Source organism: Nonomuraea gerenzanensis (assembly GCF_020215645.1).
GTDB lineage: Bacteria > Actinomycetota > Actinomycetes > Streptosporangiales > Streptosporangiaceae > Nonomuraea > Nonomuraea gerenzanensis.
In genome coordinates this window covers 8572574-8598909 of the sequence record NZ_CP084058.1, presented here as the reverse complement: position 1 = coordinate 8598909, position 26336 = coordinate 8572574, and the positions used below count along the sequence as shown (strand labels likewise).

The following is a 26336-nucleotide window of genomic DNA, read 5'->3' as shown; positions in this document are numbered from 1 at the left end:
ATGCTCAACGACGAGTACGAAGAACTGCGCAAGACGGTGGAGGCGTTCGCCCGCGACGTGGTCGCGCCGGTGATCGGCGACTACTACGAGCGGGAGGAGTTCCCGTACGACGTCGTGCGGCAGATGGGCGCGATGGGGCTGTTCGGCCTGCCGTTCCCCGAGGAGTACGGCGGGATGGGCGGCGACTACTTCGCCCTCTGCCTGGCCCTGGAGGAGCTGGCCAGGGTCGACTCCAGCGTGGCCATCACCCTGGAGGCGGCCGTGTCGCTGGGCGCGATGCCGATCTTCCGGTACGGCACCGAGCAGCAGCGCGCCGAGTGGCTGCCCGGGATGGCCGCCGGCGAGCGGCTGGGCGCCTTCGGGCTCACGGAGCCGGGCGGCGGCTCCGACGTGCCCGGTGGCATGCGCACCACAGCCGTCCTGGACGGCCACGAATGGGTGCTCAACGGGACGAAGGCGTTCATCACCAACTCCGGCACCGACATCACCGCCGTCGTCGGCGTGGCGGCGCTCACCGGCGAGCGGGAGATCTCCACGATCCTCGTGCCGAGCGGCACGCCCGGGTTCGCGGTGTCGAAGAAGTACTCCAAGGTCGGCTGGAACGCCTCCGACACGCGGGAGCTGTCGTTCACCGACTGCCGCGTCCCGGCGGAGAACCTGCTGGGCGAGCGCGGCCGGGGATACGCCCAGTTCCTGCAGATCCTCGACGAGGGCCGCATCGCGATCGCGGCGATCGGCGTGGGGCTGGCGCAGGGCTGCGTGGACGAGTGCGTGCGGTACGTCAGGGACCGCAAGGCCTTCGGCCACCCGATCGGCCACTACCAGGCCATCCAGTTCAAGATCGCCGACATGGAGGCCCGCGCGCACACCGCCCGCCTGGCCTACTACCACGCGGCCGAGAAGATGCTGGCCGGGGTGCCGTTCAAGAAGGAGGCGGCGATCGCCAAGCTGGTCTCCTCGAACGCGGCGATGGACAACGCGCGGGAGGCGACGCAGATCTTCGGCGGCTACGGGTTCATGAACGAGTTCCCCGTCGGCCGGTTCTACCGCGACGCCAAGATCCTCGAGATCGGCGAGGGCACCAGCGAGGTGCAGCGGATGCTCATCGCGCGGCAACTCGGGCTGGGGGACCTGTGAACAGGTGTTTGCCTTATGCGCTCGCCACGATCTAGGGTCGTTGGTCATGACGGCTGACGATCTTCTCATCAGGAGGGCGGAGAAGTCGGACGCGGACGAGGTGTTCGCGCTGGCCCGCGAGTTCGGCCTGACCTTCAGGCCCGAGCGCGACGCCTTCGACGCCGCGCTGCCCGCGCTCCTGGCCAACGACGACGCCCTGCTGCTGACGGCCGTCGTGGGCGGGCGGGTGCACGGATACCTGCTCGGGTTCGTGCATCTGACCCTGTTCGCCAACGGGCCCGTCGCCTGGGTCGAGGAGGCCATGGTGGGGTCCGGGTCGCGGCGGCAGGGGATCGGGCGGGCGCTGCTGGAGGAGTTCGAGCGGTGGGCCAGGTCGCGCGAGGCGGGTTACGTGGCGATGGCGACGCGGCGGGCGCCGGAGTTCTACCACGCGCTGGGGTATGAGGCTTCCGCCACGTTCTTCCGCAAGGTCCTGCGCTGAGCGCGTACAGGGGCCTTGGCGGCGCCTGCGTGAGCTTCCGCGAAGTTGTGCGCTGAGCGCGTATCGCGGGGCTGTCGCACGTTTCTGTCGTGGGCGGATGGCATCCTTAGGGCGTGAGTATCCACGCCGTGAGTCCCCTGTTCGTCGGGCGTGCCCGCGAGCTCGCCGCTCTCGGTGACGCCCTGGCCCGATCGCGCGCCGGCGCGTCGTCCACCGTGCTGGTGGGCGGCGAGGCCGGGGTCGGCAAGACCCGCCTGATCAAGGAGTTCGTCGACCACCGGGCCGGCGACGCGCTGGTGCTCGTCGGCGGCTGCCTGGAGCTGGGCACGGAGGGCCTGCCGTTCGCGCCGTTCACCGCCGTGCTGCGCGGGCTGGTGCGGGAGCTGGGCCGCGACGCGGTGGCCGCGCTCGTGCCCGGCGGCAACGCGCGCGGGCTGGCGCGGCTGCTGCCCGAGTTCGGCGAGCCCGGCAAGGACGGGCCGGAGGCCAGGGCGCGGCTGTTCGAGCAGGTGCTCGGGCTGCTGGAGCGGCTGGCCGAGGAGCGCCCCGTGGTGCTCATCGTGGAGGACGCCCACTGGGCCGACCGCTCCACCCGCGACCTGCTGACGTTCCTGGTCCGCTACCAGCGTACGGCGGCCAGGCTGCTGATCGTGGTGACCTACCGCACCGACGAGCTGCACCGCAACCACCCGCTGCGGCCGCTGCTCGCCGAGCTGGGCCGGGTCGAGTGGGTCAGCAGGGCCGAGCTGCGCAGGCTCACCCGCAAGGAGGCCGTCGCCCTGGCGGCGGGCATCCTGGAGCGGGAGCCGTCCGCCGCCGACATGGACCTGATCTACGCGCGCAGCGAGGGCAACCCGCTGTTCGTCGAGGCGCTGCTCAACGAGTGCGGCGGCGGCGAGGCGCTGCCCGAGTCGCTGCGCGACCTGCTGCTGGCCAGCGTCGAGCGGCTGCCGGAGGAGACGCAGGAGCTGCTGCGCGTGGCCAGCGCCGGCGGCCAGCGCATCGAGCACGCCCTGATCAGCGCCGTCGCCGGGCTCGACGAGGGCGCGCTGTCACGCGCGCTGCGGCCCGCGGTGGCGGGCAACGTGCTCGTGGTCGACGGCGAGGGCTACAGCTTCCGCCACGCGCTCATCCGCGAGGCGCTCCACGACGACCTGCTGCCCGGCGAGCACGTCCGCCTGCACACCCGCTACGCCGAGGCGCTGGAGCGCGACCTGTCGATCCTGCCCGCCCCGCGCGGCGCGATCGAGCTGGCCCACCACTGGCACTCCGCGCACGACTCCACCTGGGCGCTGATCAGCGCCTGGCGCGCGGCCGCCGCCGCCCGCAAGTCCACCGCCTACGACGAGCAGCTGCGCATGCTGTCCCGGGTGCTGGAGCTGTGGGACCAGGTGCCCGACGCGGCCGAGCGCATCGGCGGCGACCGCATCGACGTGCTGCGGCAGACGGCCACGGTCGCGCACCTGTCCGGCGAGTACGAACGCAGCATCGCCCTGGCGAGCGTCGCGCTCGACGAGCTCGACCACTGCGTCGACCCGATCAGGGCGGCCATGCTGCTGCGTCAGCGCGGCCTGACCCGCTACGACCTGGGCCGCACCGGCCACCTCGAAGACCTGCGCGCCGCCGCCGCCCTGGTGCCCGCCGACCAGCTCAAGCTGCGCGGCCAGGTGCTGGAGAGCCTCTCGCGCATGCTGCACCGGCTCGAAGACCGGCCGGAGCGCCAGGCCACCGCCCGGCACGCGATGGAGATCGGCCACGAGGTGGGCGACACCAACGTCGAGGCGCACGCGCTGATCAGCCTCACCTGGGGCCACTCCTGCTACTCCGACATGGGCTCCCAGCTCGACGCGTTCGCCCGGGCCCGTGCCATCGCCCGGCGCGGTGAGGCGTACAACGCGCTGATGCGGTGCGCGATCTCCGAGTCCGACGCGCTCGAAGGCGCCGGCATGCACGAGCGGGCGGCGCAGGTCGCCCGCGAGGGGGTCGAGGAGGCCCGCCAGTACGGCCTGGCCCGCACGTCCGGCACGTTCCTGTCGATCAACCTGGCCGAGCCGCTGGTCTCGCTCGGGCGCTGGGACGAGGCGCTGCAGGTGGTCGAGCACGCGCTGGAGCTCGCGCCGCCCGCCCCCTACCGGGCCAGCCTCCAGGGCTTCGCCACCGACATCGCGCTGGCGCGAGGCCAGTACGACCGGGCCGAGAAGCTGCTGGACGCCTCGCGCAGCGTGCTGTCCCGGGGCAGTTACCGGGATCAGACGACGTTGCCGCACTTGTGCAGGGAGATCCGGCTCCTGCAGGCGCGGGGGCAGCTCGACCAGGCGGTGGAGATGGCGGCCCGCGCCCTCGACGAGCGCGACCTGGTGAGCAGCCCGCGCTACTCCTGGCCGTTGCTGGTGACCGTCGCGCAGCTCGTCTGGCTCGTGGTGCCGTCGGCACGCCTGCTGAGCGCCACAGCGGGCCTCGCAGAGGCGTCCCCGGCTGAGCCCGGTGCGCCCGGGGCCCCCGATGGCCCCGGGGTGTCCGGTGGGCTCGACGTCGCGGACCGTGGGACGGCCGGCGCGTTCGGCGTCGGCGGGGTGCTGGGGGCGTCCGGCGGGCTGAGGGCTTCCGGCGCGCTGGGGGCGGTCGCGCACCTGGCGCTGTCGCTGCTGCCGCGGCTGCGGGCGCTCGGCGCGGACCTGCGGGTGGAGGGCGATCTGCAGCAGGCGCACCGGCTCACGTTCATCGCGCTGACGGGGCCGGAGGCGCCGCTGGAGCACACCACCGAGGCGGTCGCCTGGCGGCTCAAGGCCTGGGACCTGGCGGTGGGCGCGTGGGAGGCGCTCAAGGAGCCGTACGCCGAGGCGCTCAGCCTGGTCGCGGCGGCCCAGGCGGCACTCGCGTCCGGCGACCGGCAGGGCGCGGCGACCCGCCTGACCCGCTCCCGCGACCTCGCCCGCGAGCTGGGCGCCACGCCGCTGCTGGAACAGCTCGACGCGTTCGGGCGGCGAGCCAGGATCGGCGGCGCCGGTATGGGGGGCGGCGCGGAGGAGGGCACCGGCGGGCAGCCGCTCGGGCTCACGGCCCGCGAGCTGGAGGTGCTGCGCGAGGTCACGGCGGGGCGGAGCAACCGCGAGATCGCCGAGGTGCTCGTCATCTCGATCAAGACGGTGAGCGTGCACGTGTCCAACATCCTGGCCAAGCTGGGCGCGGCCACCCGCGGCGAGGCCGCGGCCACCGCCCACCGCCTGCGCCTGTTCGACTGACACCCGCCACCCGCCGCCCGCCGTGCCGACGTCCCTCTCCGCCGGATCGGGTCACTGCGGTGCGTACGAGGAGAACACCTCCCGCACCTCCGGAGGCGAACAGGCGAGCGCGCCCTCGTCAGGCGTGGCCCCCGTGACCCGGGGCACGTGTACGACGAGGTCATAGGCGTCCAACGGGCTCACGGGCGCGTAGAACGTACCGAAACCAGCACGTTGCACGGTGGCGGCACGGACGGCATCGACGTCGGCGGGTGGCAGCCGTCGCAGGTCGGTGGCGAAGGGCCCGTCGTGGCTGGCGTGCATGAGAGCGTCGAGGCTGCCCGGCTCGGGTGGCTGGGCAGGGGCGAAGAGGGCGCCGGACTGGAAGGCGGCGGCGTCGGCGTTGAGCATCTGGCCGGTGCCGAAGGTGGCGCCGATGACCAGGTAGTCCGCGCCGAGCCGGTCGGCCAGGTGCATGCCCGTCGGCGTCACCGGGTCCATGCCGGGCAGCACGCCGGGCCAGCGCTGGAGGTGGCCGTTGTGGGCGACCAGGAGGATCCGCTCCTCCCCGCGCAGGATCCACTCCACCGTGTCGGCGATCGCGGCGTCACGGTTGTACATCACGCTGCGCTGATCGCCGCGGCTCAGGTCGCGGACGACCGCCTCCAGGGTGACCAGGAGCGACATGGAACGAAGGGCTCGCTCGTACGCCTGAGTGCCGGTGTGCCGCACGTACTCGAGGCGCCGCCCCCGCATGCGGGCGGCGAGGTCGGCCAGGCCCGCCGTCAGCGCGTGCCGCGTCCCGAGGGGGAGTCGCGCGTAGGCGGCCAGGGTGGCGGGCGCGGCGAACGCGGACGTCGCGGCGAGGAGCGAGGCCGTCTCCCTGATGGCCGGATCGAGCTCGAAGCCGGGATCAGCCTGTGCGAGGTAGGCAGTCACCGCGTCCAGGCCGGGCAGCAGGGAGGCGTTCTGGCCGCCCAGGTCGATGCCGTAGAAGCCGACGGGGCGCGCGGCGGCGGCGTTGTGCCGGCGCATCCACTCCAGGTGCGCGCCGAACTGCCGCCACAGGCCCGTCAGGGAGGTCGCGCCGCTCGCCATGACCTCGCCGAGGTGGTCGTCACCGCCCCTGACCCAGGCATCGGCCCGCCAGCCCTCGGTGAAGCCTGTCTCCATCGCGTACGCGCCGAACCCGAGCCGCTCGACCAGGTAACGCAGGAAGCGGTGGCGCAACTCGTAGGTCTCGCGGTTGTAGTGCGCGCTCTCGCCCAGCGCCACCACTCGCGCGTCTCCGATCGCCTCGTCCAGCCAGGCGAGATCGTCGAGCGGGGCGGCGGGATCCAGCGTGTGCAGAGGGATCACCGCCTGGTCGCTGAGCCTGGCCGTCACATGCATGGTCACTGAGGTCCCCTTCCACGACTGTTCCCAACTTTGGGAACAGTACCAGTTGTGGGAACATTGGCGGATGGACACGTTGGAGCTGATCTTGCATCCCATCCGGTTGCGCATCATGTGGGCCCTGTCGGGCGGGCGCGTGCGCACCACGTCCGAGCTGTGCGAGAGCCTGCCCGACGTGCCCAAGACGACCCTCTACCGGCACGTCGGGCTGCTGGCCGACGCCGGGCTGCTGGAGGTCGCCGGCGAGCAGCGGGTGCGGGGGATGGTGGAGCGCCACTACCGGCTGCGCCGCGACGCCACGCGCGTCGATCCCGAGACGGCCAGGGCGATGTCGCTGGACGACCACCGGCACGGCTTCGCGGCGGCCATGGCGGCGCTGCTCGCCGAGTTCAACGCCTATCTGGAGCGGCCCGGGGCCGACCCGGAGGTTGACCGCGTGGGGTATCGGCAGGGGACGTTGTGGCTCAGCCCCGAGGAGATGGGGGAGGTCGCGGAGGAGTTGCGGCAGGTGCTCAGGGCGCGGGCCGACAACGGACCGGGGGGGCGGCGCAGGCCGTACGTGATGAGCGCGATCTTCTTCCCCACGGACGACCCCACGGACGACCCCACGGACCACCCGGCGGGCGGCCCCGCCGAGGGTGGTGACGGCGTCAGGCCGTGAGCTGGGCCTCCAGGCGGTAGCCGTCCACCGTAACGTACACCTGGTCGCCCGGGCGGGCGTTCAGGCGCATGAGGACCGGCTGCAGCGAGTCGAAGACCGGCTGGTGGCCCTGCCAGACCAGGACGATCGCGTTGTCGCCGGGCCCCGTCACCGACAGCAGGGTGCCGGGGCGCATGCCGAGCTGCGCGGCGTACCCCTCGGGCACCGCCACCGGGCCGCCCCGCAGGTGCTCGGGCGTCACCTCGATGCGCTGCCAGCGGCGTGGGTCGGAGGACGGGCTCGGCAGCGGCGGCGGAGGCGTGGACGGGGCGCCCGCCAGCCCGCCGGTGGGCAACATCGGCGAGCGGCCGCCCGACAGCGCCGACAGCGTGGCGAGGGCGGCGGAGGGGTCGATGGAGCCGGCCGTCGCGGGCGGGACGGGCTGGCCGCCGCGATGATGGTGGCCGTTGGCGCCCGGCGTGCGCCGGGGCAGGGGCTGCGCGGGAGACGAGGCGGTGGCCGCCGGGGCGGAGGCGGACTCGGCGGGCAGGGCGTCGAGCCACGCCTTGGCCGAGTGGGCGCGGATGCCCAGCTCGCCCATCAGCTCCACGACGTCGGCGTCCGGTGGGCTGGTGGCCAGGAGCTGCCTCGTACGGGCCTGCAGGCCGTGGATGTCACCCACGACGAGCCAGCCGTCCTGCAGCCGGCGGTCGGGCATGAGCGTCACCAGCACCCGCCACAGCGGCGTGCGCAGCGACGGCACCATCACCGGGTGAGCCGGGTCGGCGCCGATGAGCTGCTCCTCGGTGGCCGCCGCGCCGAGCCACTCGGTCAGGCGGAACATGTGGCCGGTGACCGGCGCGGACTCGGAGGAGCGCAGCCACTGCAGGACGCGTTCCTCGGCGGTGCGCTGGGCATGGGAGAGCGACTCCCGCTCGACCAGCATCTTGTGGGCGAGCGTACGCAGGCTGACCGGGTCCTCGGCGAACAGCCGGTGCACTGCTACCGCCAGCTCCAGCTTGTCCAGGCTGCGGAACAGGCTGTCCACGACCCGGACCATCGCGTGGTCGGTGTCCGTGGGGGCGGGGGTGGCGTAGGCCGGGGTGCCCTTGGCGGGGTCGGCGGCGCCGGGGATGGGCGGGATCGAGCCGGTGTGCGGGCCGCCGGAGGCCGGGGCGGGCGCGGGTGCGCCGGGGAGCGGGGAGCCGGGGAGCGGGGAGCCGGCGGGGCGGGAGCCGGGAGCGCCAGGGGCGCCGGGGACGCCTGGCGTGCCGGCGCCGGGGCTGGGGACGCCCGGCGTGCCGGCGGCCGGGCTCGTGGCCCCCGGAGCGCCGGGACGGGACGGGAGTTGCGGGCCGGTGGGGCGTTGCGGGAGGCGTTCCTGCTGGCCGGGGGCCGGACGCTGGGGCAGGCCGCCCTCGCCCGCGAACCCCTGGCGCGGCCCGCCCTGCGCGGGGAACGCGCCCGTCTCACGCGAGCCCTGCGCGCCGTCCGCCGCGGGGAAGGAGCGTTGTTCGGGGGGAACCGCCGGGAACGACCCGGTCTGGCGCGCTCCCGGCCCGCTTTCGGCGACGGAGGGAAAGGAGCCGGTATGACGGTCGCCTGGCTTGCCGGGGAAGGGCCCGCTCTGCCGATCACCGGGCACGGCCGGGAACGACCCTGTCTGCCGATCACCGGGCACGGCCGGGAACGACCCTGTCTGCCGGTCCCCGGGCGTGGCGGGGAAGGGGCCGCTCTGCCGTTCGGGCGGTGTGGCGGGGAACGGCCCGCTCTGCCGTTCGCCGGCCACGGCGGGGAAGGACCCCGTCTGGCGGTCGCCGGCCACGGCGGGGAAGGAACCCGTCTGGCGGGCCGTGGCCCCGCTGTCGGCCGCGGCGGGCAGCGGGAAGGAGCCGGTCTGGCGCGCGGGCTGCGCGGGGAACGCCCCCGTGCCGGAGGGCTGCTGCCCCACCTGGAGCGGCCGGGTGACCTCCGGATGCGCGGACGCCGCCGCCACGGGCGCCTCACGCTGGGCCGGGATGCGGCCGAGGATCTCGCGGAAGACCGACCCGATCACGACCTCGGGCGTGGCCGACGGCGTGGTCAGGTCGCTGGGCGACAGGCGGCGCAGCCGCTGCCAGCCGCCGAGGCCGGCGATCGCCGTGCGGGTGGCCTCGGGCCAGCCGGGCAGCGAGGGGTCGATGTGGTGAACCGCCAGCGCGGGCAGCAGGTCGGCCAGCGGCAGGTGGTCCCAGCGGGAGGAGGCCAGCCGGGCCAGGCGTTCGCAGATCCAGTCGAGCCCCGCCGTGCCGAGCGCCTTGGACAGCGCCAGAGAGGACCACCACCCCGCGGGCAGGCGCGGATCACCCAGCGCCTCGGCCACCTGCTGCGGGCGGCTCCAACGCAGCGCAGGGACTAGGTCGCTCAGGCAGATCGATGACTCGACTTCCATCGGCGGACCTTATCCTCCCCAGTGAGCCGCGTGGTGCTGCCCGTAACGCATGTGGCTAATGGTGCAGCCTACGCGGCAAGCTATCAATCAGTGTGAATAGGGTAAAGACGGTTCAGATCCAAACCGTACCGTGGACGGCCGCCCACCTGGGCCACACATTCGGCACCAGCACGGCAACCCGCCTGCAAGGCGGCCTGTTCGTCGGCGCCGAGGAGTTTCGCGGCGAGGAACCCGGCGGCGAACGCGTCACCCGCCCCCGTGGAGTCGACGACCTCGGCGGACACCCCCTCAGCGGTGGCCACCACCTCGCCGTCCACGGCGGCCAGCGCGCCCCGCGCACCCAGCTTCACCACCGCTGTGCCATATCTCTCACTCAAGTGTACGGCCGCCCGCTCCGCCGTTTCGGCCCCGCTGAGCAGGAGGGCCTCGTCGAGGTTCGGGATGATCAGGCCGGCCTGCGCCGTCTCCCGGGTGAAACGTTCAACGCCGAAGTCGCGCAGCGGCCCGGTGGAGGCCGGGTCGATGCTGATCGCGACGCCCGCGGCGGCGGCGTCCGCCATGGCCTGCCTGGCCAGGCCCAGCCCGGCCTCGGCGAACAGGATGTAACCCGACAGGTGCAGCCTGGCCACGCCGTCGAGCAGGGCGGGGTCCCAGTCGGCCGCCGAGATCAGGCCGCCCGCGCCGCGGTTGGTGAGCATGGAACGCTCGCCGGTCCTGTCCACCATCGCGATCACGACGGCCGTCGGACGGTCGGGATCGACCACCACGTGCGGACGCACGCCCGTCTTCACCAGCTCGGTGGTGTGCCATTCGCTGCTGTCGTAGCCGAGCCTGGCCAGCAGGTGCACCTCGGCGCCCAGGCAGGCGGCCCAGGCCGCGGTGTTGGCGCCGGATCCGCCGGGGCGCAGCACGATGTCGGCCGAGGTGTCGGTGCCGGAGCGCACCGGGGAGCCGTGCAACGCCACCACGTCGGTGACGACGTCCCCGACGATCAGGAGGGCGCCGTCGGTCACGATCGGGCCCAGGAGACCGCGATCCGGGCCGCCAGGGCGGTGTTGCCGCGCACGGCGGCGAGGTTGGCCTCAAGGGAGGCGCCGGCGGTGCCGTTCACCAGGTAACCGAGCAGGAACGGGGTGATCGCCTGCCCCTTGACCCCCTCGCGCTCGGCGGCGGCCAGCGCCTCACCGAGCACCCGGTCGTGCAGCTCGGGGTCGAGCTGCTGGTCCTCGGGCACCGGGTTGGCCACGATCAGCGCCGTCTCGGGGCCGCCCAGCGCGTCCTGGCCGCGCATGACGGCCGCGACCTCGTCGGGCGACTCGATCCGCCAGTCGATCGGCTGGCCCGAGGAGTGCAGGTAGAAGCCGGGGAAGGTGTCCGTGCCGAACCCCACCACGCTCACGCCCCGCGTCTCCAGCCGCTGCAGCGTCGCCGGCACGTCGAGGATCGACTTGACGCCCGCGCAGACCACGGTGATCCGGGTGCCGGCCAGCGTGTCGAGGTCGGCGGACTCGTCCTGGTCCTCGGCCCAGCCACGGTGCACGCCGCCCAGCCCGCCGGTGGCGAAGACCCGGATCCCGGCGCGCGCGGCCAGGAACGAGGTGGCCGACACCGTGGTCGCGCCGCTGGCCTTCAGCGCCGCCGCCAGGGGCAGGTCCCGCTGGCCCAGCTTGCGCAGCCCGGGCTCGGACGCGATGCGCTCCAGCTCCGCCTCGTCCAGGCCGATGCGGGGCACACCGTCCAGGACGGCGATCGTGGCCGGCACGGCGCCCGCCGCCCGTACGACTCCCTCCAGCTCCCGCGCCACCTCCAGGTTGCGCGGCTGCGGCAGCCCGTGGGAGATGATCGTGGACTCCAGCGCCACGACCGGCGCGCCGGCCGCCAGGGCCTCGGCGACCTCGTCGGACGGCTGCAGGATGGAGTCGGTGGTGCTGCGCATGGTGGGTTTCTTGCTCCTCGAGTGGTGCTGGACCTGCTTACCGGAACGGCCGCTCTCGCGGTATTTGTTCCGAACGGAGCAGGGTACGGGCCCTCCGGCCCGGTCGTCCACTCCGAGGATCACACGAGGAGCGCGACCCCCGCCAGGGACGTCACCGCGATGATCGCCGTGGCGATGCCGCCCAGCAGCGCCGCCCGGCCGCCCTGGGCGAGCTTACGCACGTCGATGCCGGTGCCGAGGCCGAACAGGGCTGCGGCCATGAGCACGTTCGTCGTCCCGGGCAGGGCGTCCGTCACCGCTGCGGGCACCAGGCCGGTGCTCCGCAGAGCCACCAGCGCCAGGAACGCGACCACGAACAGCGGCACGACCGGCGGCCGCCTACCCCCCTCCCGCCGCCCCCGGGCCTGCGACCCTGCGACGGCCGGATCCGCCCGCTTCTCGTGCCGCGCGGCGGTCAGGGTCGTGCGTCTCCGGCACGCCGTCAGCGCCACGATCGGAGCGAGCAGGATCACCCGGCCCAGCTTGACCGTCACGGCCGTGGCCAGCACGCCCGACGCGGCGCCGATCGCGGCCACCTGCGCCACCTCGTGCACGGCCGCGCCCGTCCATACCCCGAGCTGGGCGGACGACAGGCCGAGGGCGGAGGCCAGCAGGGGGATCACGGCGATGGCCGCCGTCCCGTACAGCACCACGACGCCGAGCGCGCTCGCGGCGGCCTCGTCGTCATCGGGCAGGTCCGTGCTCTCCCGCATCGCGGCGATGGCCGCCGCGCCGCAGATGGCCACGCCCGTGGCGATGAGCAGGGACGTGCCGGGGCTGAGCCCCAGCCTGCGCCCGATCGGCGGCGTCGCGGCGAACGTCACCCCCGTCGCCACCACCACGACGGCCAGGCTCTGCCAGCCCAGCGCCAGCACCTGGGGCACGGCGATCTGCAGGCCGAGCAGGGCGACCGCCACCCGCAACACCCGCCTGGACACGAACGCGAGGCCCGGCCTGAGCCGCTCGCCGACGCCCGCCGCACTCGCCGTCACCGCCCCGGCGACGACGGCCACGACGGCGGGGGCGATGGCCGGGACGAGCCGGTTGACCAGCACCGCCCCCACCACCGCCACGGCCGTCACGGCCACACCGGGCCAGAGCGGGCCGAGCACACCCACACCGGTCCGGAAGCCGCGACCGGTGAGGGCCGCAGCGGTCCAGCGGCTACGACCGGCCAGGCGGGTCCGAGGGTCTCGCGAGGTGCCCGCCGGGGTCCGTCGCGGGTGGTCGCGGGTGGCCGGGTCGTGCGGGCTGGTGAGCATGATCCCAGTCTCGGGAGCGGGAGAACCGCCCGGTAGCCACTCCTTGCCTGTGAGGTCATAGCCTGAGGCTATGAGTGCGCTGCCCGACCTCGACTCCCTCAAGCTCCTCGTGGACGTCGGCGAGCTGGGCAGCCTCGGCCGCGCCGCCAGGGCGGCCGGGATCGCGCAGCCGTCCGCCAGCAAGCGCATCGCCCTGCTCGAACGCCGCCTCGGCCTCCCCCTGCTCGAACGGACCCCGCGCGGCTCCACGCTCACCGCCGAGGGCAAGATGGTGGCCGGCTGGGCCGCGCAGGTGCTGGCCGCGGCGCAGGAGCTGATGCGTGCGGTCCAGGCCGTACGCCTGAGCGAGGCCGCTCATCTGCGGGTGGCGTCGAGCATGACGGTGGCCGAGTACCTCGTGCCGCGCTGGCTCGGCGAGCTGCAGCACCGGGAGCCCGAGGTGCAGGTGGGGCTCGACGTGGTGAACTCGGCGGACGTCGCGGCCCGGGTGCTGGCCGGGGAGGTGGAGCTGGGGTTCGTCGAAGGGCCGACGGTGCCGGACGGGCTCGACGTGCGGGTCGTGGGAACCGACCGGCTGGTGGTCGTGGTGGCGCCGGCGCATCCGTGGGCGCGGCGGCGTACCGTGCTGCGGGGGCCTGAGCTGGCCGCCACGCCGCTCGTCGTGCGCGAGCCCGGCTCCGGGACGCGCGAGACGCTCGACGTGGCCTTCGCCGCGATGCAGCGGGCCACCCCGCGGCTGGAGCTGGGGTCGAACTCGGCGGTGAAGGGGGCGGCGCAGGCAGGGGTGGCGCCCGCCGTGTTGAGCGGGCACGCGGTGGAGTCGGACGTGGCCACGGGGCGGCTGGTCGAGGTGCCGCTCACCGGGGTGAACCTGGTCCGCAGCCTGCGCGCGGTGTGGCGGCGGGGCCGCCCGCTGACCGGCCCCGCCGCGACGCTGCTGGCCATCGCCGGCCGTCCCTGACCGGCCGCGGGGGTCAGCAGGCGGAGGCAGGGTCTGGTGGGGCGTTGACGGGTGGGGACTGGCGGGTCGTAAGGTGCGAGGGTGGCTTCGTATGACGTGGTCGTGGCAGGCGGCGGGCACAACGGGCTGGTCGCGGCGGCGTACCTGGCCGGCGCCGGGCGGCGGGTGCTCGTGCTGGAGCGGTACACGCACGTGGGCGGCCTGGCGATCTCCGCGCGGGCGTTCCCCGGCGTGGACGTGCGCCTGTCGCGTTACTCCTACCTGGTGAGCCTGCTGCCCGGCAGGATCGTCCGCGACCTGGGGCTCGACCTGGAGCTGCGCCACCGCCGGTACGCCTCCTACACCCCCACGGGCGACACGGGCCTGCTCGTGGACAACGAGGACGACCTGCGTACGGCGGCCTCGTTCAGGAACGTGACGGGCGGCGAGGCCGACCATGAGGCGTGGCGGCGCTTCTACGGCATGACGGCCGAGGTGGCGCGCGCCCTGGCCCCCACGCTGCTCGAACCATTGCGCCCGCAGGCCGAGATCGAGCGCCTGGTCGGGCCGGAGGCGTGGCGGGACCTGTTCGCGCGGCCGATCGGGGAGACGGTGGCCGAGCGGTTCCGCGACGACACGGTGCGCGGCGTGGTGCTGACCGACGCGCTGATCGGCACGTTCGCCGACCCCGCCACCGACCTGCTGGCCAACCGGTGCTTCCTCTACCACGTGATCGGCGACGGCACCGGCGACTGGAACGTGCCGGTCGGCGGCATGGGCGCGGTCTCCGGGGCGCTGGAGGCGGCGGCCAGGCGCGCGGGCGCCGAGATCAGGACCGGGGCCGAGATCGTCGGCATCTCGCCGGAGGGCGAGGTGACGTTCGTGGCGGAGGACGGCGAGCACACGGTGACCGGCGGCCACGTGCTGGTGAACCTGCCGCCTGCCGTGCTCGACCGGCTGATGGGCCGGCCGGTGACGGTGCCGGAGGGGGCCCAGCTCAAGGTCAACATGGTGCTGACGCGGTTGCCCCGGCTGAAGGACGCCTCGGTGGACCCGCGGGCGGCCTTCAGCGGGACGTTCCACATCAACGAGGGGCAGGAGCAGCTCGCGGCGGCGTACGCGCAGGCGGCGCGCGGCGAGATGCCCGAGCTGCCGCCCGCCGAGGTCTACTGCCACTCGCTGACCGACGCGTCGATCCTCGGCCCCGAGCTGCGGGGCCGGGCGGAGACGATGACGCTGTTCGGCCTGCACCTGCCCGCCCGCCTTTTCAGGAAAAATCCGGACAAGGCGCGAAAGCAGGCCCTGGACGCCACCTTCGCCTCCATGAACGCGGTCCTCGCGGAGCCCATCGAGGACTGCCTGCTCACCGCCCCCGACGGCACTCCCTGCGTCGAGGTCAAGACCCCCGTGGACCTCGAACGCGACGCCGGCCTGCCCGGCGGTCACATCTTCCACACCGACCTGAGCTGGCCGTACGCCGAGCGGGGCGGCTGGGGCGTGGAGACCGAGCACGAGCGCATCCTGATGTGCGGCGCGGGCGCCCGCAGGGGCGGCGGCGTCAGCGGCATCGGCGGCCACAACGCCGCCATGGCACTCCTGCGCTAACAGCCGGGAGGCTCAATCGGCGACGAGCTTGGTGGCCACCTCCAGGGCCACGTCCGCCCGCTCCGCCTCGTTCAGGTCCATGTCGAACAGGAACGGCGCGCTTCCGAGGATCACCGCGAACACCGCCAGCCTGGCCTCGAACTGCTTGACCGCGCTCGCTCCCGGCGTCGCCAGCACCGACAACATGCCGACGATCCGGCTGCGCATCCGCTCCCCGGCCACGTTGTGCTGCATGACACCCTGGTTGACCTGGGCGAACCTGAACATCGGCCGCCACTGGTCCTCCATCAGCTCCGACATGCGCCGCAGGATCTCCCGGCGCGACTCGGCAGTCCTCGGCTGCTCCGCGGCCCAGGCCGTCAGCTCGTCGATCGAGTCGCAGAGCCGGTCCACCACGCTGGCGAGGATGTCCTCCTTCGTGCGGAAGTGGTAGTAGAGCGCCGGGCGGGTGATCTCCAGCCGCTCGGCCACCTCCTGCAGCGAGGTCTTGTCGTATCCGCGCTCGGCGAACAACTCCAGCGCCACCTGCTGGATCCGCTCACGTGTGTCCGTCCGCCGGCCCGCCATCCCGCTCCCATCACTTGACGGCCCATCGTCTCATTGCTTACTTTCGCGTAAGTAAGCAATGCGATCGGCTTCTTTGGGGGCAACACTATGGCGCATTCCTTCCCGGTCCCGCGTACCTGCCCGTTCGCGCCGCCGCCCGAGTACGAGCGGATGCGCGAGGAGGCTCCGCTCGTCAGGACCTCGCTGCCCGGCGGGGACGTCTGGCTCGTCACCCGGCACGCCGAGGCCCAGCAGGTGCTCGCCGGCAGCGGCATCAGCACCAGCCCGGCCACGCCCGGCCATCCGAATGCCGCCCTGCGTCCAGGGCCGCCGCCGTCGCCCGAGGAGGCGGCGGCCATGGAGAGGTTCCTGGCGGGTCACTTCATCGACCTGGACCCGCCGGAGCACACCAGGTTCAGGCGGCTGCTCATCCCCGAGTTCACCGTCAGGCGGATCAGGGAGCTGCGGCCGGGCATCCAGGCGCTGGTCGACCAGCTCATCGACGACATGCTCGCGCGGGGCTCGGAGGCGGAGCTGGTCGAGGCGTTCGGGCTGGCGCTGCCCTCGCTGGTGATCTGCCAGCTGCTCGGGGTCCCGTACGCCGACCGCGAGTTCTTCCAGGCGCGCACCCGCGAGATGCTCAGCTCCGACGGGGACTTCCACAAGCCGGCGTTCGCGATCAGGGAGTACCTCGACGGGCTCGTCACCAAGGCGGAGCAGGCCCCGCGGGACGACCTGCTGGGCCGGCTGATCACCGGCGGGCGGCTCACCCACGACGAGCTGGTGGGCGTGATGTTCCTGCTGCTCGTCGCCGGCCACGAGACCACCGCGAACATGATCCCCCTGGCCGCGCTCACCCTCCTGCGCCACCCGGACCAGCTCGCCGTGCTGCGCGAGGACCCGGAGCGCTGGCCCATGGCGGTCGAGGAGCTGCTGCGCTACCACTCGATCGTGGACTGGGTGGCCTTCGACCGGGTCGCCGTCGAGGACCAGGAGATCGGCGGGCAGCTCGTCAGGAAGGGAGAGGGCATCTTCGTGCTCGGCGCCTCCGCCAACCGGGACGAGCGGGCGTTCGAGCGGCCCGACGCGTTCGACGTCGAGCGCGGCGCCCGCCACCACGTGGCCTTCGGCTACGGCGTGCACCAGTGCCTGGGGCAGAACCTGGCGCGCGCCGAGCTGGAGATCGCGCTGCGCGCGCTGTTCGAGCGCCTGCCCGGCCTGCGGCTCGCGGTGGCGGAAGCGGAACTGCCCGCCAAGTACGATGGAGCCATCTTCGGGCTCACCTCGATGCCCGTGGCGTGGTGATCCTCATGAATCGTCTGTGAGGTCGTTCATCACGTTCTCATGATGGACATTTAGCGTTTGCCGTATGAGTGAGCCCGCACGGTTGCTGGTAGTGGACGACGAGCCCGCGTTGCGCGAGGCTCTGCAGTCGAGCCTGGAGTTCGAGGGCTACAAGGTCGTCACCGCCAACGACGGCCAGCAGGCGCTCGACGCCCTGGCGGTGGAGCCGTACGACGCGGTGCTGCTCGACGTGATGATGCCCAGGCTCGACGGGCTGACCGCGTGCCGCAGGCTGCGCGGATCGGGCAACCACGTGCCGGTGCTGATGCTCACCGCCCGCGACGCCGTCGGCGACCGCGTCTCCGGGCTCGACGCGGGGGCCGACGACTACCTGGTCAAGCCGTTCGAGCTGGACGAGCTGCTGGCCAGGGTCAGGGCGCTGCTGCGGCGCGGCGCGCTCAGCACGGGCACCGCCGAGGGCGACACGCTCACCTACGGCGACCTGCGCATGGACCCGGCGACCAGGGAGGTCACGCGCGGCGAGCGCAGGCTCGACCTGACCAGGACCGAGTACCTGCTGATGGAGCTGTTCCTGGCGCATCCGCGCCAGGTGCTGACGAGGGACCAGATCCTGAGCGAGGTATGGGGCTTCGACTTCGAGCCGACGTCCAACTCGCTCGACGTGTACGTCATGTACCTGCGGCGCAAGACCGAGGCCGGAGGCGAGCCGCGCGTGATCCACACCGTGCGCGGGGTGGGTTACGTGCTCCGGACCACACAGTGAACGGCGGCGAGCTGCGGGCCCGGCTCATCGCGCTGTCCAGGCGCGGCACCCTGCGCACGCGGCTGACGCTCCTGGTCACGGTGGCCGTCGCGCTGGCCATCGCGATGTGCGCGGGCCTGTCCTACTTCATCCTCCAGGACCGGCTCCGCGGCAACCTCGACATGACGATCCTGGCGTCGCTGGACCAGGGCGACAAGGGCTACCTGGAGCGCACCTGCGCGCCGGGCGGCACGCCGGCCGCGTTCGCGGAGGGCCAGGCCACGCTGCTGTTCGCCGACGGCAGGACGTGCTCGATCGGCCCGTCCCCGATCAAGCCGGACTACGAGGTCGACAAGAAGGCCTTCGAGCCGTGTGAGCCGGTCTACCGCTACGGCGAGACGCTCGACGGCAAGAAGGTCCGCGTGGTGACAGTCAACTTCAAGCCCGGCGTGGCGGTCATGGAGTCCAGGTTCTACGGGCACATCGAGCGCACGATGCGCATCGCCGCGCTCATGCTCGGCGGCATCACCGCGCTCGGCGTGCTCGGCGCCGCCTGGGCCGGGCTGACGATCTCCCGGGCCGCGCTGCGCCCGGTCGGCGACCTGACCAGGGCGGTCGAGCACATCGCGCAGACCGAGGACCTCGACACGCGCATCCCCGTCCACGGCCAGGACGAGATCGCCCGCCTGTCCTCCTCCTTCAACGCCATGACGGCCGCGCTGGCCGGCTCCAGGGAGCGCCAGAAACAGCTCGTCGCCGACGCCGGCCACGAGCTGCGCACACCGCTGACCACCCTGCGCACCAACATCGACCTGCTGTTGCGCAGTGAGCAGACCGGCCGCAGCCTCGACCCGGGCGCCAAGGAGCGCCTGCTGGTCAACGTGAAGGCGCAGTTCGCCGAGCTGTCCACGCTGGTGGCCGACCTGCTGCAGCTCGCCAGGGGCGACACCGACCACGAGCCGCACGTCGAGCTGGGCCTGCACGAGGTGGTCACGGCCGCCGTGGAGCGCGCCAGGCTGCGCGGCGCCGAGGTCGTGACGGACCTGAGCCCCTGGTACGTCGTGGGCAGCGCCACCTCGCTCGAACGCGCCGTGCTGAACCTCATCGACAACGCCGCCAAGTTCAGCCCGCCGGGCACCCAGGTCGAGGTGAAGCTGCGCGACGGCCGGCTGACCGTCCGCGACCACGGCCCCGGGCTGCCCGAGGAGGAGCTGCCGCACGTCTTCGAGCGCTTCTGGCGCTCACCGTCGGCGCGCGGCCTGCCCGGCTCGGGGCTGGGGCTGGCGATCGTGGCGCAGGCCGTCACGGAGGCGGGCGGCAGCGTGCGCCTGGCCAACGCGCCCGGAGGCGGCGCCATCGCCACCATGGACGTCCCGGGAACTCTCATCCGCAGCTCAGAATCGGATAAGTCGTCTTAAAGACCCAAAACGTGTCCTTAGCTGCATGGAGACAACAGCAGTGCGGACACGCCTGGTCGAGGTGGTCGTCCCGGTCTACAACGAGCAGCGGGCGTTGCGCGCCGGCATCACCCGGCTGCACACCTACCTCACCCGCAACTTCCCCTACGGCTTCCGCATCACGATCGCCGACAACGCCAGCACGGACAACACCTGGCAGCTCGCCACCGAGCTGGCCAGGGAGCTGCCGCACGTCCGGGCCGTGCACCTGGAGGAGAAGGGCCGCGGGCGGGCGCTGCGCAGGGTGTGGTCGCAGAGCGAGGCCGACGTCGTCAGCTACATGGACGTGGATCTGTCCACCGACCTCGACGCGTTCCTGCCGCTGGTGGCGCCGCTGCTGTCCGGCCACAGCGACCTGGCCATCGGCACCCGCCTGGCCCGGGCGTCGCGGGTCGAGCGGGGGCCCAAGCGGGAGTTCATCTCCCGCTCCTACAACCTGCTGCTCCGCTTCGGGATGGGGGCCGGGTTCTCGGACGCGCAGTGCGGCTTCAAGGCCGTGCGTACGGAGATCGCCCAGGCTCTGCTGCCCGGTGTCGAGGACGAGCAGTGGTTCTTCGACACCGAGCTGCTGCTCCTGGCCGAGCGCCACGGGCTGCGCATCCACGAGGTGCCGGTGGACTGGGTGGACGACCCGGACAGCCGGGTGGACATCGTCCAGACCGCCCTCGACGACCTGCGCGGCATGGTCAGGGTCGGCCGCAGGACGTTGTCCGGCGCCGCCCGCATCCCCGTGCCCGCCAGGGTGGAGCGGGCCGAGCTGCCGAAGGGCATGGCCAGGCAACTGCCCAGATTCGCGGTCGTCGGAGTGGTCAGCACGCTGGCGTACCTGGTGCTGTACTCGCTGCTGCGCCAGGTCGTGCCGCCCCTGGCCGCCAACGCGGTCGCGCTGCTCGTCACGGCCGTCGCCAACACCGCCGCGAACCGCCGCTTCACCTTCGGCGTCAAGGGCTCGGGCGGCGCCGTACGGCACCAGCTCGAAGGGCTGCTCGCCTTCCTCGTCGGGCTGGCGCTCACCTCGGGCAGCCTCTCGCTGCTGCCCGATGGAGTCTCCCACGGGGTGGAGCTGGCCGCGGTCGTCGTCGCCAACGCGGCCGCCACGCTCGTCCGCTTCCTGCTGCTGCGCGCCTGGGTCTTCAACCCGAAGCGGAGGGCCACCCGATGACCGTCACCGCCATCACCCCCGCGCACCGGGCCCCGGGCAGGCGCGGCGCGCTCGCCCGCGCCCTCCTCGGCGCGGAGGGGGACCCGCGCTGGTCGCGGCCCGCGCTGTGGGCGGTGCTCGCCGTGGCGTTCGTCCTGTACGCCTGGGCGCTGAGCGGCAACGCCAACGAGTACTACGCCGCCGCCATCCTGTCGGGCACCCGGAGCTGGAAGGCGTTCTTCTTCGGCGCCATCGACGCCGGCTCCTTCATCACCGTGGACAAGCCGCCGCTGGCGCTGTGGGTGATGGGGCTGTCGGCACGCGTCTTCGGCTACGGCACGTGGAGCATGCTGCTCCCGCAGGCACTCGCCGGGGTGGCGGCCGTCGGCCTGGTGCACTCGGCCGTGCGCCGCGCGTTCACCGCCCCCGCCGGCTCCGGCCAGGGGCTGCGGCCGGTGGCGGGCGGCGCGCGCCGGGGGCACGTCGCGGCGCTGATCGCCGCCGTCGTCATGACGCTCACGCCGATCACCGTGGCGATCAACCGGGACAACAACCCCGACACCATGCTCGTGCTGCTGCTGGTGCTGTCGGCCTGGTTCTGCCTGGAGGCGCTGCGTACCGGGCGGCTGCGGGCGCTGCTGCTGGCGGCGTTCTTCGTGGGGCTCGGGTTCAACGCCAAGATGCTGCAGGCCTACCTGGTGGTGCCGGCGCTCGCGCCGGCGTACCTGGCGTGCGCGGGGGTGCCGTGGCTGAGGCGGGTGGGACACCTGCTGGCGGCCGGGGGTGTGCTGGTGGTGTCCAGCGCCTGGTGGATGGTGATCACCGACCTGTGGCCGCAGGACTCCCGGCCCTACATCGGCGGCTCCACCGACAACACCGTCTGGGACCTGGTGATCGGCTACAACGGACTCGGGCGCGTCTTCGGCCAGGGCCGGGGCGGCGGCGCGGGTGGCGGCGGCGGTGGCGGCGGCTTCGGCGGGGAGCCGGGGGCCGGGCGGCTGTTCAACGACATCCTGGCGGGGCAGATCTCGTGGCTGCTGCCGCTCTGCGTGGTGGCGCTGGCCTTCGCGATCCTGCTGCGGGTACGGCGGCGGCACGGCGACGGCGGCGGGCCCTCGGGGGCGGCCTGGCTGGTGTGGGGCGGGTGGCTGGTCGTGCACTACGTGGTGTTCAGCTTCTCCAGCGGCACCTTCCACCCGTACTACACGACCGCCATGGCGCCGGCGGTGGCCGCGCTGGCCGGGATGGGGCTCGTGGTGATGTGGCAGGCGTACCGGCGCTCGCGGGCGTGGGCCTGGGCGCTGCCGCTGGCGGTGGCGCTGACCGGGGGCTGGTCGTTCGTGGTGCTGCGGCGCACGCCTGACTGGCTGCCGTGGCTGGCCTGGGTCGTGCTCGGGGCGAGCCTGGTGGCCGTGGTGGCGCTCGTGCTGGCCAGGGTGCGGGCTCAGGTGACGGTGCGGATCGCGGCCGTGGCGCTGGCCGCCGCGATCGTCGCGGGGCTGGCCGGGCCCGCCGCGTACGCGGTGACCCCGCTGCAGTCCCAGATCAGCGGGACGAACCCGACGGCCGGGCCCTCGTCCGGCCGAATGGGCTTCGGCGGCGGGCCTGGCGGGATGCGCGGTCGGAGGCCGGACGGCACCCCGCAGACCGGCAGTCCTGAGACCGGCAGTCCTCGGACCGGCACCCCGCAGGCCGGGAACGCCCAGCAGGAGGCCGCTGGGCGCGGTGGCGGCCGTTCCGGGTTCATGGGGCGCGGCGGGCCGGGCGGCGGCGTCAGCGACGAACTGGCCGCGTACCTGGTGGCCAACCAGGGCGACGCGACGTGGCTGGTCGCGGTGAGCAGCGCCCAGCAGGCGTCCGGCCTCATCCTGTCGACCGGCGAGCCCGTGATCGCCATGGGCGGCTTCACCGGCAGCGACCCCGCCATGACCGTGGACCGGCTCCGGTCGCTGGTCTCCTCGGGACAGCTCAGGTACGTCCTGTCGGCCAGCGGAGGTGGCCCCGGCGGCCGGGGGAACACGGAGGTGACGACCTGGGTGCGGCAGAACTGCACGGCCGTGGACGGGCAGGACGGGCTCTACGACTGCGCGACGTAGGGTGCCGGTGCTGATGAGCGCGGCGGCGGACGCGGGCTGTATGGTGACGCCGCATGGGGGTGCGGGATGATCTGGGCGCCGGTCGGGCGGGCGCGGCGCCGCCCGCGTACTGGCGGGCGCCCACGGAGACCGAGCGCGGCCTGTACGAGGCCAAGCTCCGCGGCGACTGGCCCGCCTACTTCGACGTGCTCGCCCAGGTGGACCTCTTCCACGCGATGTCCCGCGCCCAGGCCGACGCCCGGCCCGGCTGGGTCTCCTTCAACCCCGTCCGCTGGGACCGCCGGCACGGCGTCCGGAGCCTGGTCTTCCTCACCGACGGGATGTTGCCCGCGCCCGTGCCCGACCCGGTCTTCTTCAGGACCGACCTGGCGTCCCTGGCCCACGACTGGCCCGGGGACGACGCGTGGCTGGCCGTCAACCCGGGCAGCCCGTGCGAGGCGTTCTTCCCCGCGGGGGAGGTCCACCGGCAGGTGTGGCGCCGGCACGTCGAGCGCGCGCCCGCCCAGACCGGCCCCCGGCTGCGCACCCTGTGGGACGGCGGGCCGCTGCACGGACCGGTCGCTCACGGGCTGGCCTGCGGGGCGCTGCTCTGCGTCAGGAACGGCTCCCTGTGGAACGCGATGGGCTGGCACGGCACCGGCTACCTCGGCGAGCGGAAACGGCTGCGGGAGTGGTGGGAGATCACCGGCCCGGCGGAGCTGGCCGACACGCTGGAGACGCTGCTCGCCGGCCGGATGAGCAGCTCGGTCTGGAGCTTCGTGCTGGGCCTGCGCCGCAGCCTGGCCCTCGACTACGGCGGCGTGGTCGAGGTGGACCACTGGCGCAGCGTGACCTCGCGCGTCCTGCGCAGCCGCGCGGCGGAGGGCGCGGAGCCGCTGGGCGAGGCCGAGGCGGAGGCCATGGTCGCCGGGGCGCAGCGGCTGATCGGGCGCATCGCCAGGTACGAGGCGCGCTTCCGCGCGGACGGGCTGCTCCCCGAGGGCCGGTTCGTGCATTCGGTGGAGGCGTGGGACTACGGGCGAGCCTCGAAGATGGCCCGCTGGGGGTTGGGCGCCCGCTACTGCACGCTGGAGGAGGCCGAGCGGGCGGTCGTGCGCGCCGGGCGGCTCAGCCGGTTCAACTACCGCTCGTGGGAGGACTTCTCGGCCGGCTACGTGCTGGGCCGCTGCCTGCACTTCGACGAGGAGGAGTTCGGCGACTGGTACGGCGAGATGCTCGACGCCCACAGGCTGCTGACGACCCACCCCGACAGCCCCTGGCTGAACATCCCCTTCAAGAACCCCTAGGCGGGCAGCGCCGCCAGCAGGAAGGCGAGGCGGGCGGCGGCGGATTCGACGTCCTCCGTGGTGCCCAGGCGGTAGCCCCACGAGGTGATGAAGGCGCCGTCGTCGGAGCAGGTCACGGTTTCCGCGAGCGTGGCCGAGAAGCGGTTGCGGACCGACACGTAGGCCGGGTCGCTCGACAGGGCCAGGCTCTGCACGGACAGGTCGGCGTGACGACCGGCATACCAGGCGAACCGCTCGAGGCAGAGCGCGGTATCGAGCATCATGCGTCACCTCCGCAACGTCTCGCGCCACAATTGCACGATCTCGCGGGGAGAGGCAAGCAATTGCTGCGATTAATGTGGAGTTTGTTTCCGGGAATCGTGAAGAATGCGGATGATGACTTCCCGGCCCTCCTCCTCAAATTCGGCCACCTTGGCATAATTGTCGAAAGCCTGGACATAGAACGCGATGTCATCCGGATCCCGCAGGACCAGGTCCTTCGTCATCGTGGCCACGCCCACCATGGCCTCGTTGTAGATCCAGAAGCCGTTGATCGGGGCCGACGGCAGCTCCGTACCGAAGGGGATCACGCCGAACTCCACGTTCGGCAGCGTGCTCACCGCCAGCAGCCGGTCGAGCTGGCCGCGCATCACCTCGGGCGGGGCCAGCGCGGTGTGCAGGGCGGACTCCGGGACCACGAACCGGAACGTGCGGTTGCGGTCGTACAGGATCTCCTGGCGCTGCATCCGCACCCGCACCGCCGCGTCGATCTGGTCGGCGGCGCTGTAGAGGCGCTTGACCTTGCGGAAGACGTGGCGGGCGTACTCGGAGGTCTGCAGCAGGCCCATGATGATGCCCGGCTCGAACGCGCGGAACAATTTCGTGCGCGCCTCCAGGTCGCGCATGTCCTCCTGGATGGCGGCCAGGCCGCTGCGGTAGCGCTGCTTCCAGCTGTCGTGCCGCTCCTGCAGGGCCAGGGTCTGCCTGATCAGCTCGTCGGTCGTGTCGGGCGAGGCGTTGACGGCCTGCGCCCAGCCCACCACGTCGTCCTCGGTCGCCGTCTGCCGGGCGTTCTCCAGCCTGGAGACCTTGGACGGCTGCCAGCGCAGCCGCCCGGCCAGCTCCTTGCCCGACAGATGGGCGGCCTCGCGCAGCTGGCGCAGCTGGCTGCCGAGGTCGATGCGCGCCTGCTGAAACGACGTCACGCCGCAGAGGCTAGCCGCGCGTGCGCCGATCATGCCAGGGCCTGCCGCAATTGTGATCAACCGGTTGCCGACGGTGTTCCCCGGCTGCTGGGGAAAGCGTTTGCTGGGTTGCTCGGGCCGTCGCCGGGGGCCGGGAGGACCCGGCGGGCGATCTCGGTGATCAGCTCGCGGGGGACTTCGACGGCGGTCTCGCCGTCGAGCACGTCGCGCAGGTCGGCGAGCGCCTCCGCGTCCGTGAGCTGCAGACCTTGCACCACGATGGTGCCGCGGTCGGTCTCGTAGAGGGTGGGACAGGCGCCTGCCTCCGAGGTGGAGCCGAGGAACCGCATTCGCATGACGATCCTTCCCCGATACTGTGCAATTGCGCGCAATTGTACGTCGCCTCGCCCAGCCTGTGATCGTCTTTCCGGAAAACGTGATATGAGCCTTCCCTTTTAGTCGAGGGCTCCCTTCATGAACTCCTGCGCCCGCTCGAACAGCCCCAGCGTCGCCGCGTGCAGCAGGTCGCCGATGTCCTTGGGCGCCTTTCCGGCGAACGCCCGGGCGTGGGTGCCCTCCAGCACGATGCCGAGCTTGAAGCAGGCCATGACCGCGTACCAGTCGATGGCCGACAGGTCCCGCTCCGACAGCGCCGCGTAGTACGCGACCAGCTCGCGCGGCGGCGGCAGCCCGGGCACGTGGTCGTTGCCCGACGGCCACATGGCCAGCAGCCAGCCCAGGTCCACCAGGGGATCGCCGATCGTGCACATCTCCCAGTCGACGATCGCGGCCACGCGCGGCCCGTCGAGGGCGAACATGAGGTTGGCGAAGTGGTAGTCGCCGTGCATGACGCCCGGCGTGAACGTGCGCGGCACGTGGCGGGTCAGCCAGTCGGCCGTCTCGCGCAGGCCGGGGATGTCGGGCCCGGGATAGCCGTCGAGCTCGCCGTAGGAGTCGAGCTCCTTGAGCCAGCGCGGCACCTGCCGCTCCAGGAAGCCCTCGGGCCGCCCGAACCCGGGCAGCACCGCCGGATCGACCCGCCCCAGCTCGGCCAGCGCCGCGGCGGCCTCCAGCCCCATCCGGTGCCTGATCGCCGGGTCGGACGCGTGCGGCTCAGGCAGCCCCGTCGAGGGGTTGAACCCCTCGACCGGCTCCATCAGGTAGAACACCGGCTCCCGCTCGGTCTGCGCCGCCACCAGCCGGGGCGCGGGCACCGCGGTGTCGCGCAGCGCCGCCAGCACCCGCGCCTCGCGCCGCAGCACCTCGTTGCTCTTGCGGCGGGTGTGCAGGGGAGGGCGGCGCAGGATGTACGGCCGGCCGCCGCGCTCGAAGCGCACCATGACGTTCTGCGTGCCGCCCAGCACCGGTGCCGGATCCGTGATCGGGCCGCCGGGCAGCCCCTCGGCGTCCATCCACGCGCCGAGCTCGTCGAAGTCGATGGCTCCGACGTCGATGTGGGTGGAGGTCATCTACCGCGCCCCTCTACAGAACGATGTTCTGGTGCCCGACCCTA

General features: G+C 73.1%; 22 protein-coding genes. 12 read left to right on the top strand and 10 right to left on the bottom strand.

Going from position 1 to position 26336, the window contains the following annotated elements; all coding sequences use genetic code 11:
- From LCN96_RS40000 to LCN96_RS57225, 3 genes are all read left to right on the top strand, one after another.
- Positions 1-1137, top strand: coding sequence for an acyl-CoA dehydrogenase family protein (locus LCN96_RS40000; RefSeq protein ID WP_225267610.1), 1137 nt, complete (start codon positions 1-3; stop codon positions 1135-1137).
- Positions 1138-1183: 46 nt separating this feature from the next.
- Positions 1184-1618 carry a GNAT family N-acetyltransferase gene (locus LCN96_RS39995; protein WP_185102821.1) on the top strand — a complete coding sequence of 145 codons (435 nt, stop codon included), beginning with the start codon at positions 1184-1186 and terminating at the stop codon, positions 1616-1618.
- Between the two features lie 113 nt (positions 1619-1731).
- The gene (locus LCN96_RS57225) at positions 1732-4860 is read left to right on the top strand and encodes a helix-turn-helix transcriptional regulator (protein ID WP_311132042.1); all 3129 of its coding nucleotides are present in this window, start codon (positions 1732-1734) and stop codon (positions 4858-4860) included.
- Between the two features lie 51 nt (positions 4861-4911).
- Here the strand turns inward: LCN96_RS57225 and LCN96_RS39980 are convergent, their stop codons facing one another.
- Positions 4912-6231 (bottom strand): erythromycin esterase family protein, encoded by a 1320-nt coding sequence (locus LCN96_RS39980; protein WP_225276157.1) that lies wholly within the window; start codon positions 6229-6231, stop codon positions 4912-4914.
- Positions 6232-6301: 70 nt separating this feature from the next.
- Here LCN96_RS39980 and LCN96_RS39975 point away from each other — a divergent pair, with 70 nt between their 5' ends.
- The gene (locus LCN96_RS39975; protein ID WP_225267609.1) at positions 6302-6895 is read left to right on the top strand and encodes a helix-turn-helix domain-containing protein; all 594 of its coding nucleotides are present in this window, start codon (positions 6302-6304) and stop codon (positions 6893-6895) included.
- Here LCN96_RS39975 and LCN96_RS56905 read toward each other — a convergent pair.
- The 4 genes from LCN96_RS56905 to LCN96_RS39955 form a co-directional block, all read right to left on the bottom strand.
- On the bottom strand, positions 6885-9305 hold the full coding sequence (locus LCN96_RS56905) for a hypothetical protein (RefSeq protein ID WP_263657377.1): 2421 nt from the start codon (positions 9303-9305) through the stop codon (positions 6885-6887). The genes LCN96_RS39975 and LCN96_RS56905 overlap by 11 nt on opposite strands.
- 83 nt (positions 9306-9388) lie before the next feature.
- Positions 9389-10318, bottom strand: a complete 930-nt coding sequence (locus tag LCN96_RS39965; protein WP_225267608.1) for a carbohydrate kinase family protein — start codon at positions 10316-10318, stop codon at positions 9389-9391.
- On the bottom strand, positions 10315-11241 hold the full coding sequence (locus LCN96_RS39960; protein ID WP_225267607.1) for a pseudouridine-5'-phosphate glycosidase: 927 nt from the start codon (positions 11239-11241) through the stop codon (positions 10315-10317). Before LCN96_RS39960 ends, LCN96_RS39965 begins: the two co-directional genes overlap by 4 nt.
- 119 nt (positions 11242-11360) lie before the next feature.
- Positions 11361-12542 carry a YeiH family protein gene (locus LCN96_RS39955; protein WP_225267606.1) on the bottom strand — a complete coding sequence of 394 codons (1182 nt, stop codon included), beginning with the start codon at positions 12540-12542 and terminating at the stop codon, positions 11361-11363.
- Between the two features lie 70 nt (positions 12543-12612).
- Here LCN96_RS39955 and LCN96_RS39950 point away from each other — a divergent pair, with 70 nt between their 5' ends.
- Entirely contained in the window at positions 12613-13503 is an 891-nt protein-coding gene (locus tag LCN96_RS39950; RefSeq protein ID WP_225267605.1) for a LysR family transcriptional regulator, read from the top strand.
- An 81-nt stretch (positions 13504-13584) separates the two neighbouring features.
- A complete protein-coding gene (locus tag LCN96_RS39945; RefSeq protein ID WP_225267604.1) occupies positions 13585-15087 on the top strand; it encodes a phytoene desaturase family protein in 1503 nt (500 codons plus the stop codon).
- 12 nt (positions 15088-15099) lie between these two features.
- On the opposite strand, the gene LCN96_RS39940 is transcribed toward LCN96_RS39945, so the two are convergent.
- Positions 15100-15654, bottom strand: a complete 555-nt coding sequence (locus tag LCN96_RS39940; RefSeq protein WP_225267603.1) for a TetR/AcrR family transcriptional regulator — start codon at positions 15652-15654, stop codon at positions 15100-15102.
- Between the two features lie 87 nt (positions 15655-15741).
- Between LCN96_RS39940 and LCN96_RS39935 the strand changes: the two genes are divergently transcribed.
- From LCN96_RS39935 to LCN96_RS39910, 6 genes are all read left to right on the top strand, one after another.
- Positions 15742-16938 carry a cytochrome P450 gene (locus LCN96_RS39935; RefSeq protein ID WP_225267602.1) on the top strand — a complete coding sequence of 399 codons (1197 nt, stop codon included), beginning with the start codon at positions 15742-15744 and terminating at the stop codon, positions 16936-16938.
- Positions 16939-17002: 64 nt separating this feature from the next.
- Complete coding sequence (locus LCN96_RS39930) at positions 17003-17701, top strand: response regulator transcription factor (protein ID WP_225267601.1); 699 nt, start codon at positions 17003-17005, stop codon at positions 17699-17701.
- Entirely contained in the window at positions 17698-19098 is a 1401-nt protein-coding gene (locus tag LCN96_RS39925) for a HAMP domain-containing sensor histidine kinase (RefSeq protein ID WP_225267600.1), read from the top strand. The genes LCN96_RS39930 and LCN96_RS39925 overlap by 4 nt, the downstream gene beginning before the upstream one ends.
- A 25-nt stretch (positions 19099-19123) precedes the next feature.
- A complete protein-coding gene (locus LCN96_RS39920) occupies positions 19124-20299 on the top strand; it encodes a bifunctional glycosyltransferase family 2/GtrA family protein (protein WP_225267599.1) in 1176 nt (391 codons plus the stop codon).
- Positions 20296-22374 (top strand): glycosyltransferase family 39 protein, encoded by a 2079-nt coding sequence (locus LCN96_RS39915; RefSeq protein ID WP_225267598.1) that lies wholly within the window; start codon positions 20296-20298, stop codon positions 22372-22374. The genes LCN96_RS39920 and LCN96_RS39915 overlap by 4 nt, the downstream gene beginning before the upstream one ends.
- A gap of 53 nt (positions 22375-22427) precedes the next feature.
- Positions 22428-23660: a DUF1266 domain-containing protein gene (locus LCN96_RS39910; protein ID WP_225267597.1), complete on the top strand. Its 1233-nt coding sequence runs from the start codon at positions 22428-22430 to the stop codon at positions 23658-23660.
- Here the strand turns inward: LCN96_RS39910 and LCN96_RS39905 are convergent.
- From LCN96_RS39905 to LCN96_RS39890, 4 genes are all read right to left on the bottom strand, one after another.
- On the bottom strand, positions 23657-23923 hold the full coding sequence (locus LCN96_RS39905) for a hypothetical protein (RefSeq protein WP_225267596.1): 267 nt from the start codon (positions 23921-23923) through the stop codon (positions 23657-23659). The two genes, LCN96_RS39910 and LCN96_RS39905, sit on opposite strands and share 4 nt — an antisense overlap.
- A 69-nt stretch (positions 23924-23992) precedes the next feature.
- Positions 23993-24844, bottom strand: coding sequence for a helix-turn-helix domain-containing protein (locus LCN96_RS39900; RefSeq protein ID WP_225267595.1), 852 nt, complete (start codon positions 24842-24844; stop codon positions 23993-23995).
- Positions 24845-24900: 56 nt separating this feature from the next.
- On the bottom strand, positions 24901-25179 hold the full coding sequence (locus tag LCN96_RS57220; RefSeq protein WP_311132040.1) for a hypothetical protein: 279 nt from the start codon (positions 25177-25179) through the stop codon (positions 24901-24903).
- 99 nt (positions 25180-25278) lie between these two features.
- Positions 25279-26292 carry a phosphotransferase family protein gene (locus LCN96_RS39890; protein WP_225267594.1) on the bottom strand — a complete coding sequence of 338 codons (1014 nt, stop codon included), beginning with the start codon at positions 26290-26292 and terminating at the stop codon, positions 25279-25281.
- Positions 26293-26336 lie beyond the last annotated feature (44 nt).

What these genes read in the sequence shown, in the direction of transcription:
- LCN96_RS39910 (WP_225267597.1), top strand. Translation starts at nt 22,428, where the DNA reads ATGGGGGTGCGGGATGATCTGGGCGCCGGTCGGGCGGGCGCGGCGCCG.
- LCN96_RS39950 (WP_225267605.1), top strand. Translation starts at nt 12,613, where the DNA reads ATGAGTGCGCTGCCCGACCTCGACTCCCTCAAGCTCCTCGTGGACGTC.
- LCN96_RS39955 (WP_225267606.1), bottom strand. Translation starts at nt 12,542, where the DNA reads ATGCTCACCAGCCCGCACGACCCGGCCACCCGCGACCACCCGCGACGG.
- LCN96_RS39890 (WP_225267594.1), bottom strand. Translation starts at nt 26,292, where the DNA reads ATGACCTCCACCCACATCGACGTCGGAGCCATCGACTTCGACGAGCTC.
- LCN96_RS39980 (WP_225276157.1), bottom strand. Translation starts at nt 6,231, where the DNA reads ATGCATGTGACGGCCAGGCTCAGCGACCAGGCGGTGATCCCTCTGCAC.
- LCN96_RS39960 (WP_225267607.1), bottom strand. Translation starts at nt 11,241, where the DNA reads ATGCGCAGCACCACCGACTCCATCCTGCAGCCGTCCGACGAGGTCGCC.
- LCN96_RS40000 (WP_225267610.1), top strand. Translation starts at nt 1, where the DNA reads ATGCTCAACGACGAGTACGAAGAACTGCGCAAGACGGTGGAGGCGTTC.
- LCN96_RS39995 (WP_185102821.1), top strand. Translation starts at nt 1,184, where the DNA reads ATGACGGCTGACGATCTTCTCATCAGGAGGGCGGAGAAGTCGGACGCG.
- LCN96_RS39935 (WP_225267602.1), top strand. Translation starts at nt 15,742, where the DNA reads ATGGCGCATTCCTTCCCGGTCCCGCGTACCTGCCCGTTCGCGCCGCCG.
- LCN96_RS39915 (WP_225267598.1), top strand. Translation starts at nt 20,296, where the DNA reads ATGACCGTCACCGCCATCACCCCCGCGCACCGGGCCCCGGGCAGGCGC.
- LCN96_RS39930 (WP_225267601.1), top strand. Translation starts at nt 17,003, where the DNA reads ATGAGTGAGCCCGCACGGTTGCTGGTAGTGGACGACGAGCCCGCGTTG.
- LCN96_RS39940 (WP_225267603.1), bottom strand. Translation starts at nt 15,654, where the DNA reads ATGGCGGGCCGGCGGACGGACACACGTGAGCGGATCCAGCAGGTGGCG.
- LCN96_RS57220 (WP_311132040.1), bottom strand. Translation starts at nt 25,179, where the DNA reads ATGCGAATGCGGTTCCTCGGCTCCACCTCGGAGGCAGGCGCCTGTCCC.
- LCN96_RS39975 (WP_225267609.1), top strand. Translation starts at nt 6,302, where the DNA reads ATGGACACGTTGGAGCTGATCTTGCATCCCATCCGGTTGCGCATCATG.
- LCN96_RS39920 (WP_225267599.1), top strand. Translation starts at nt 19,124, where the DNA reads ATGGAGACAACAGCAGTGCGGACACGCCTGGTCGAGGTGGTCGTCCCG.
- LCN96_RS39905 (WP_225267596.1), bottom strand. Translation starts at nt 23,923, where the DNA reads ATGATGCTCGATACCGCGCTCTGCCTCGAGCGGTTCGCCTGGTATGCC.
- LCN96_RS56905 (WP_263657377.1), bottom strand. Translation starts at nt 9,305, where the DNA reads ATGGAAGTCGAGTCATCGATCTGCCTGAGCGACCTAGTCCCTGCGCTG.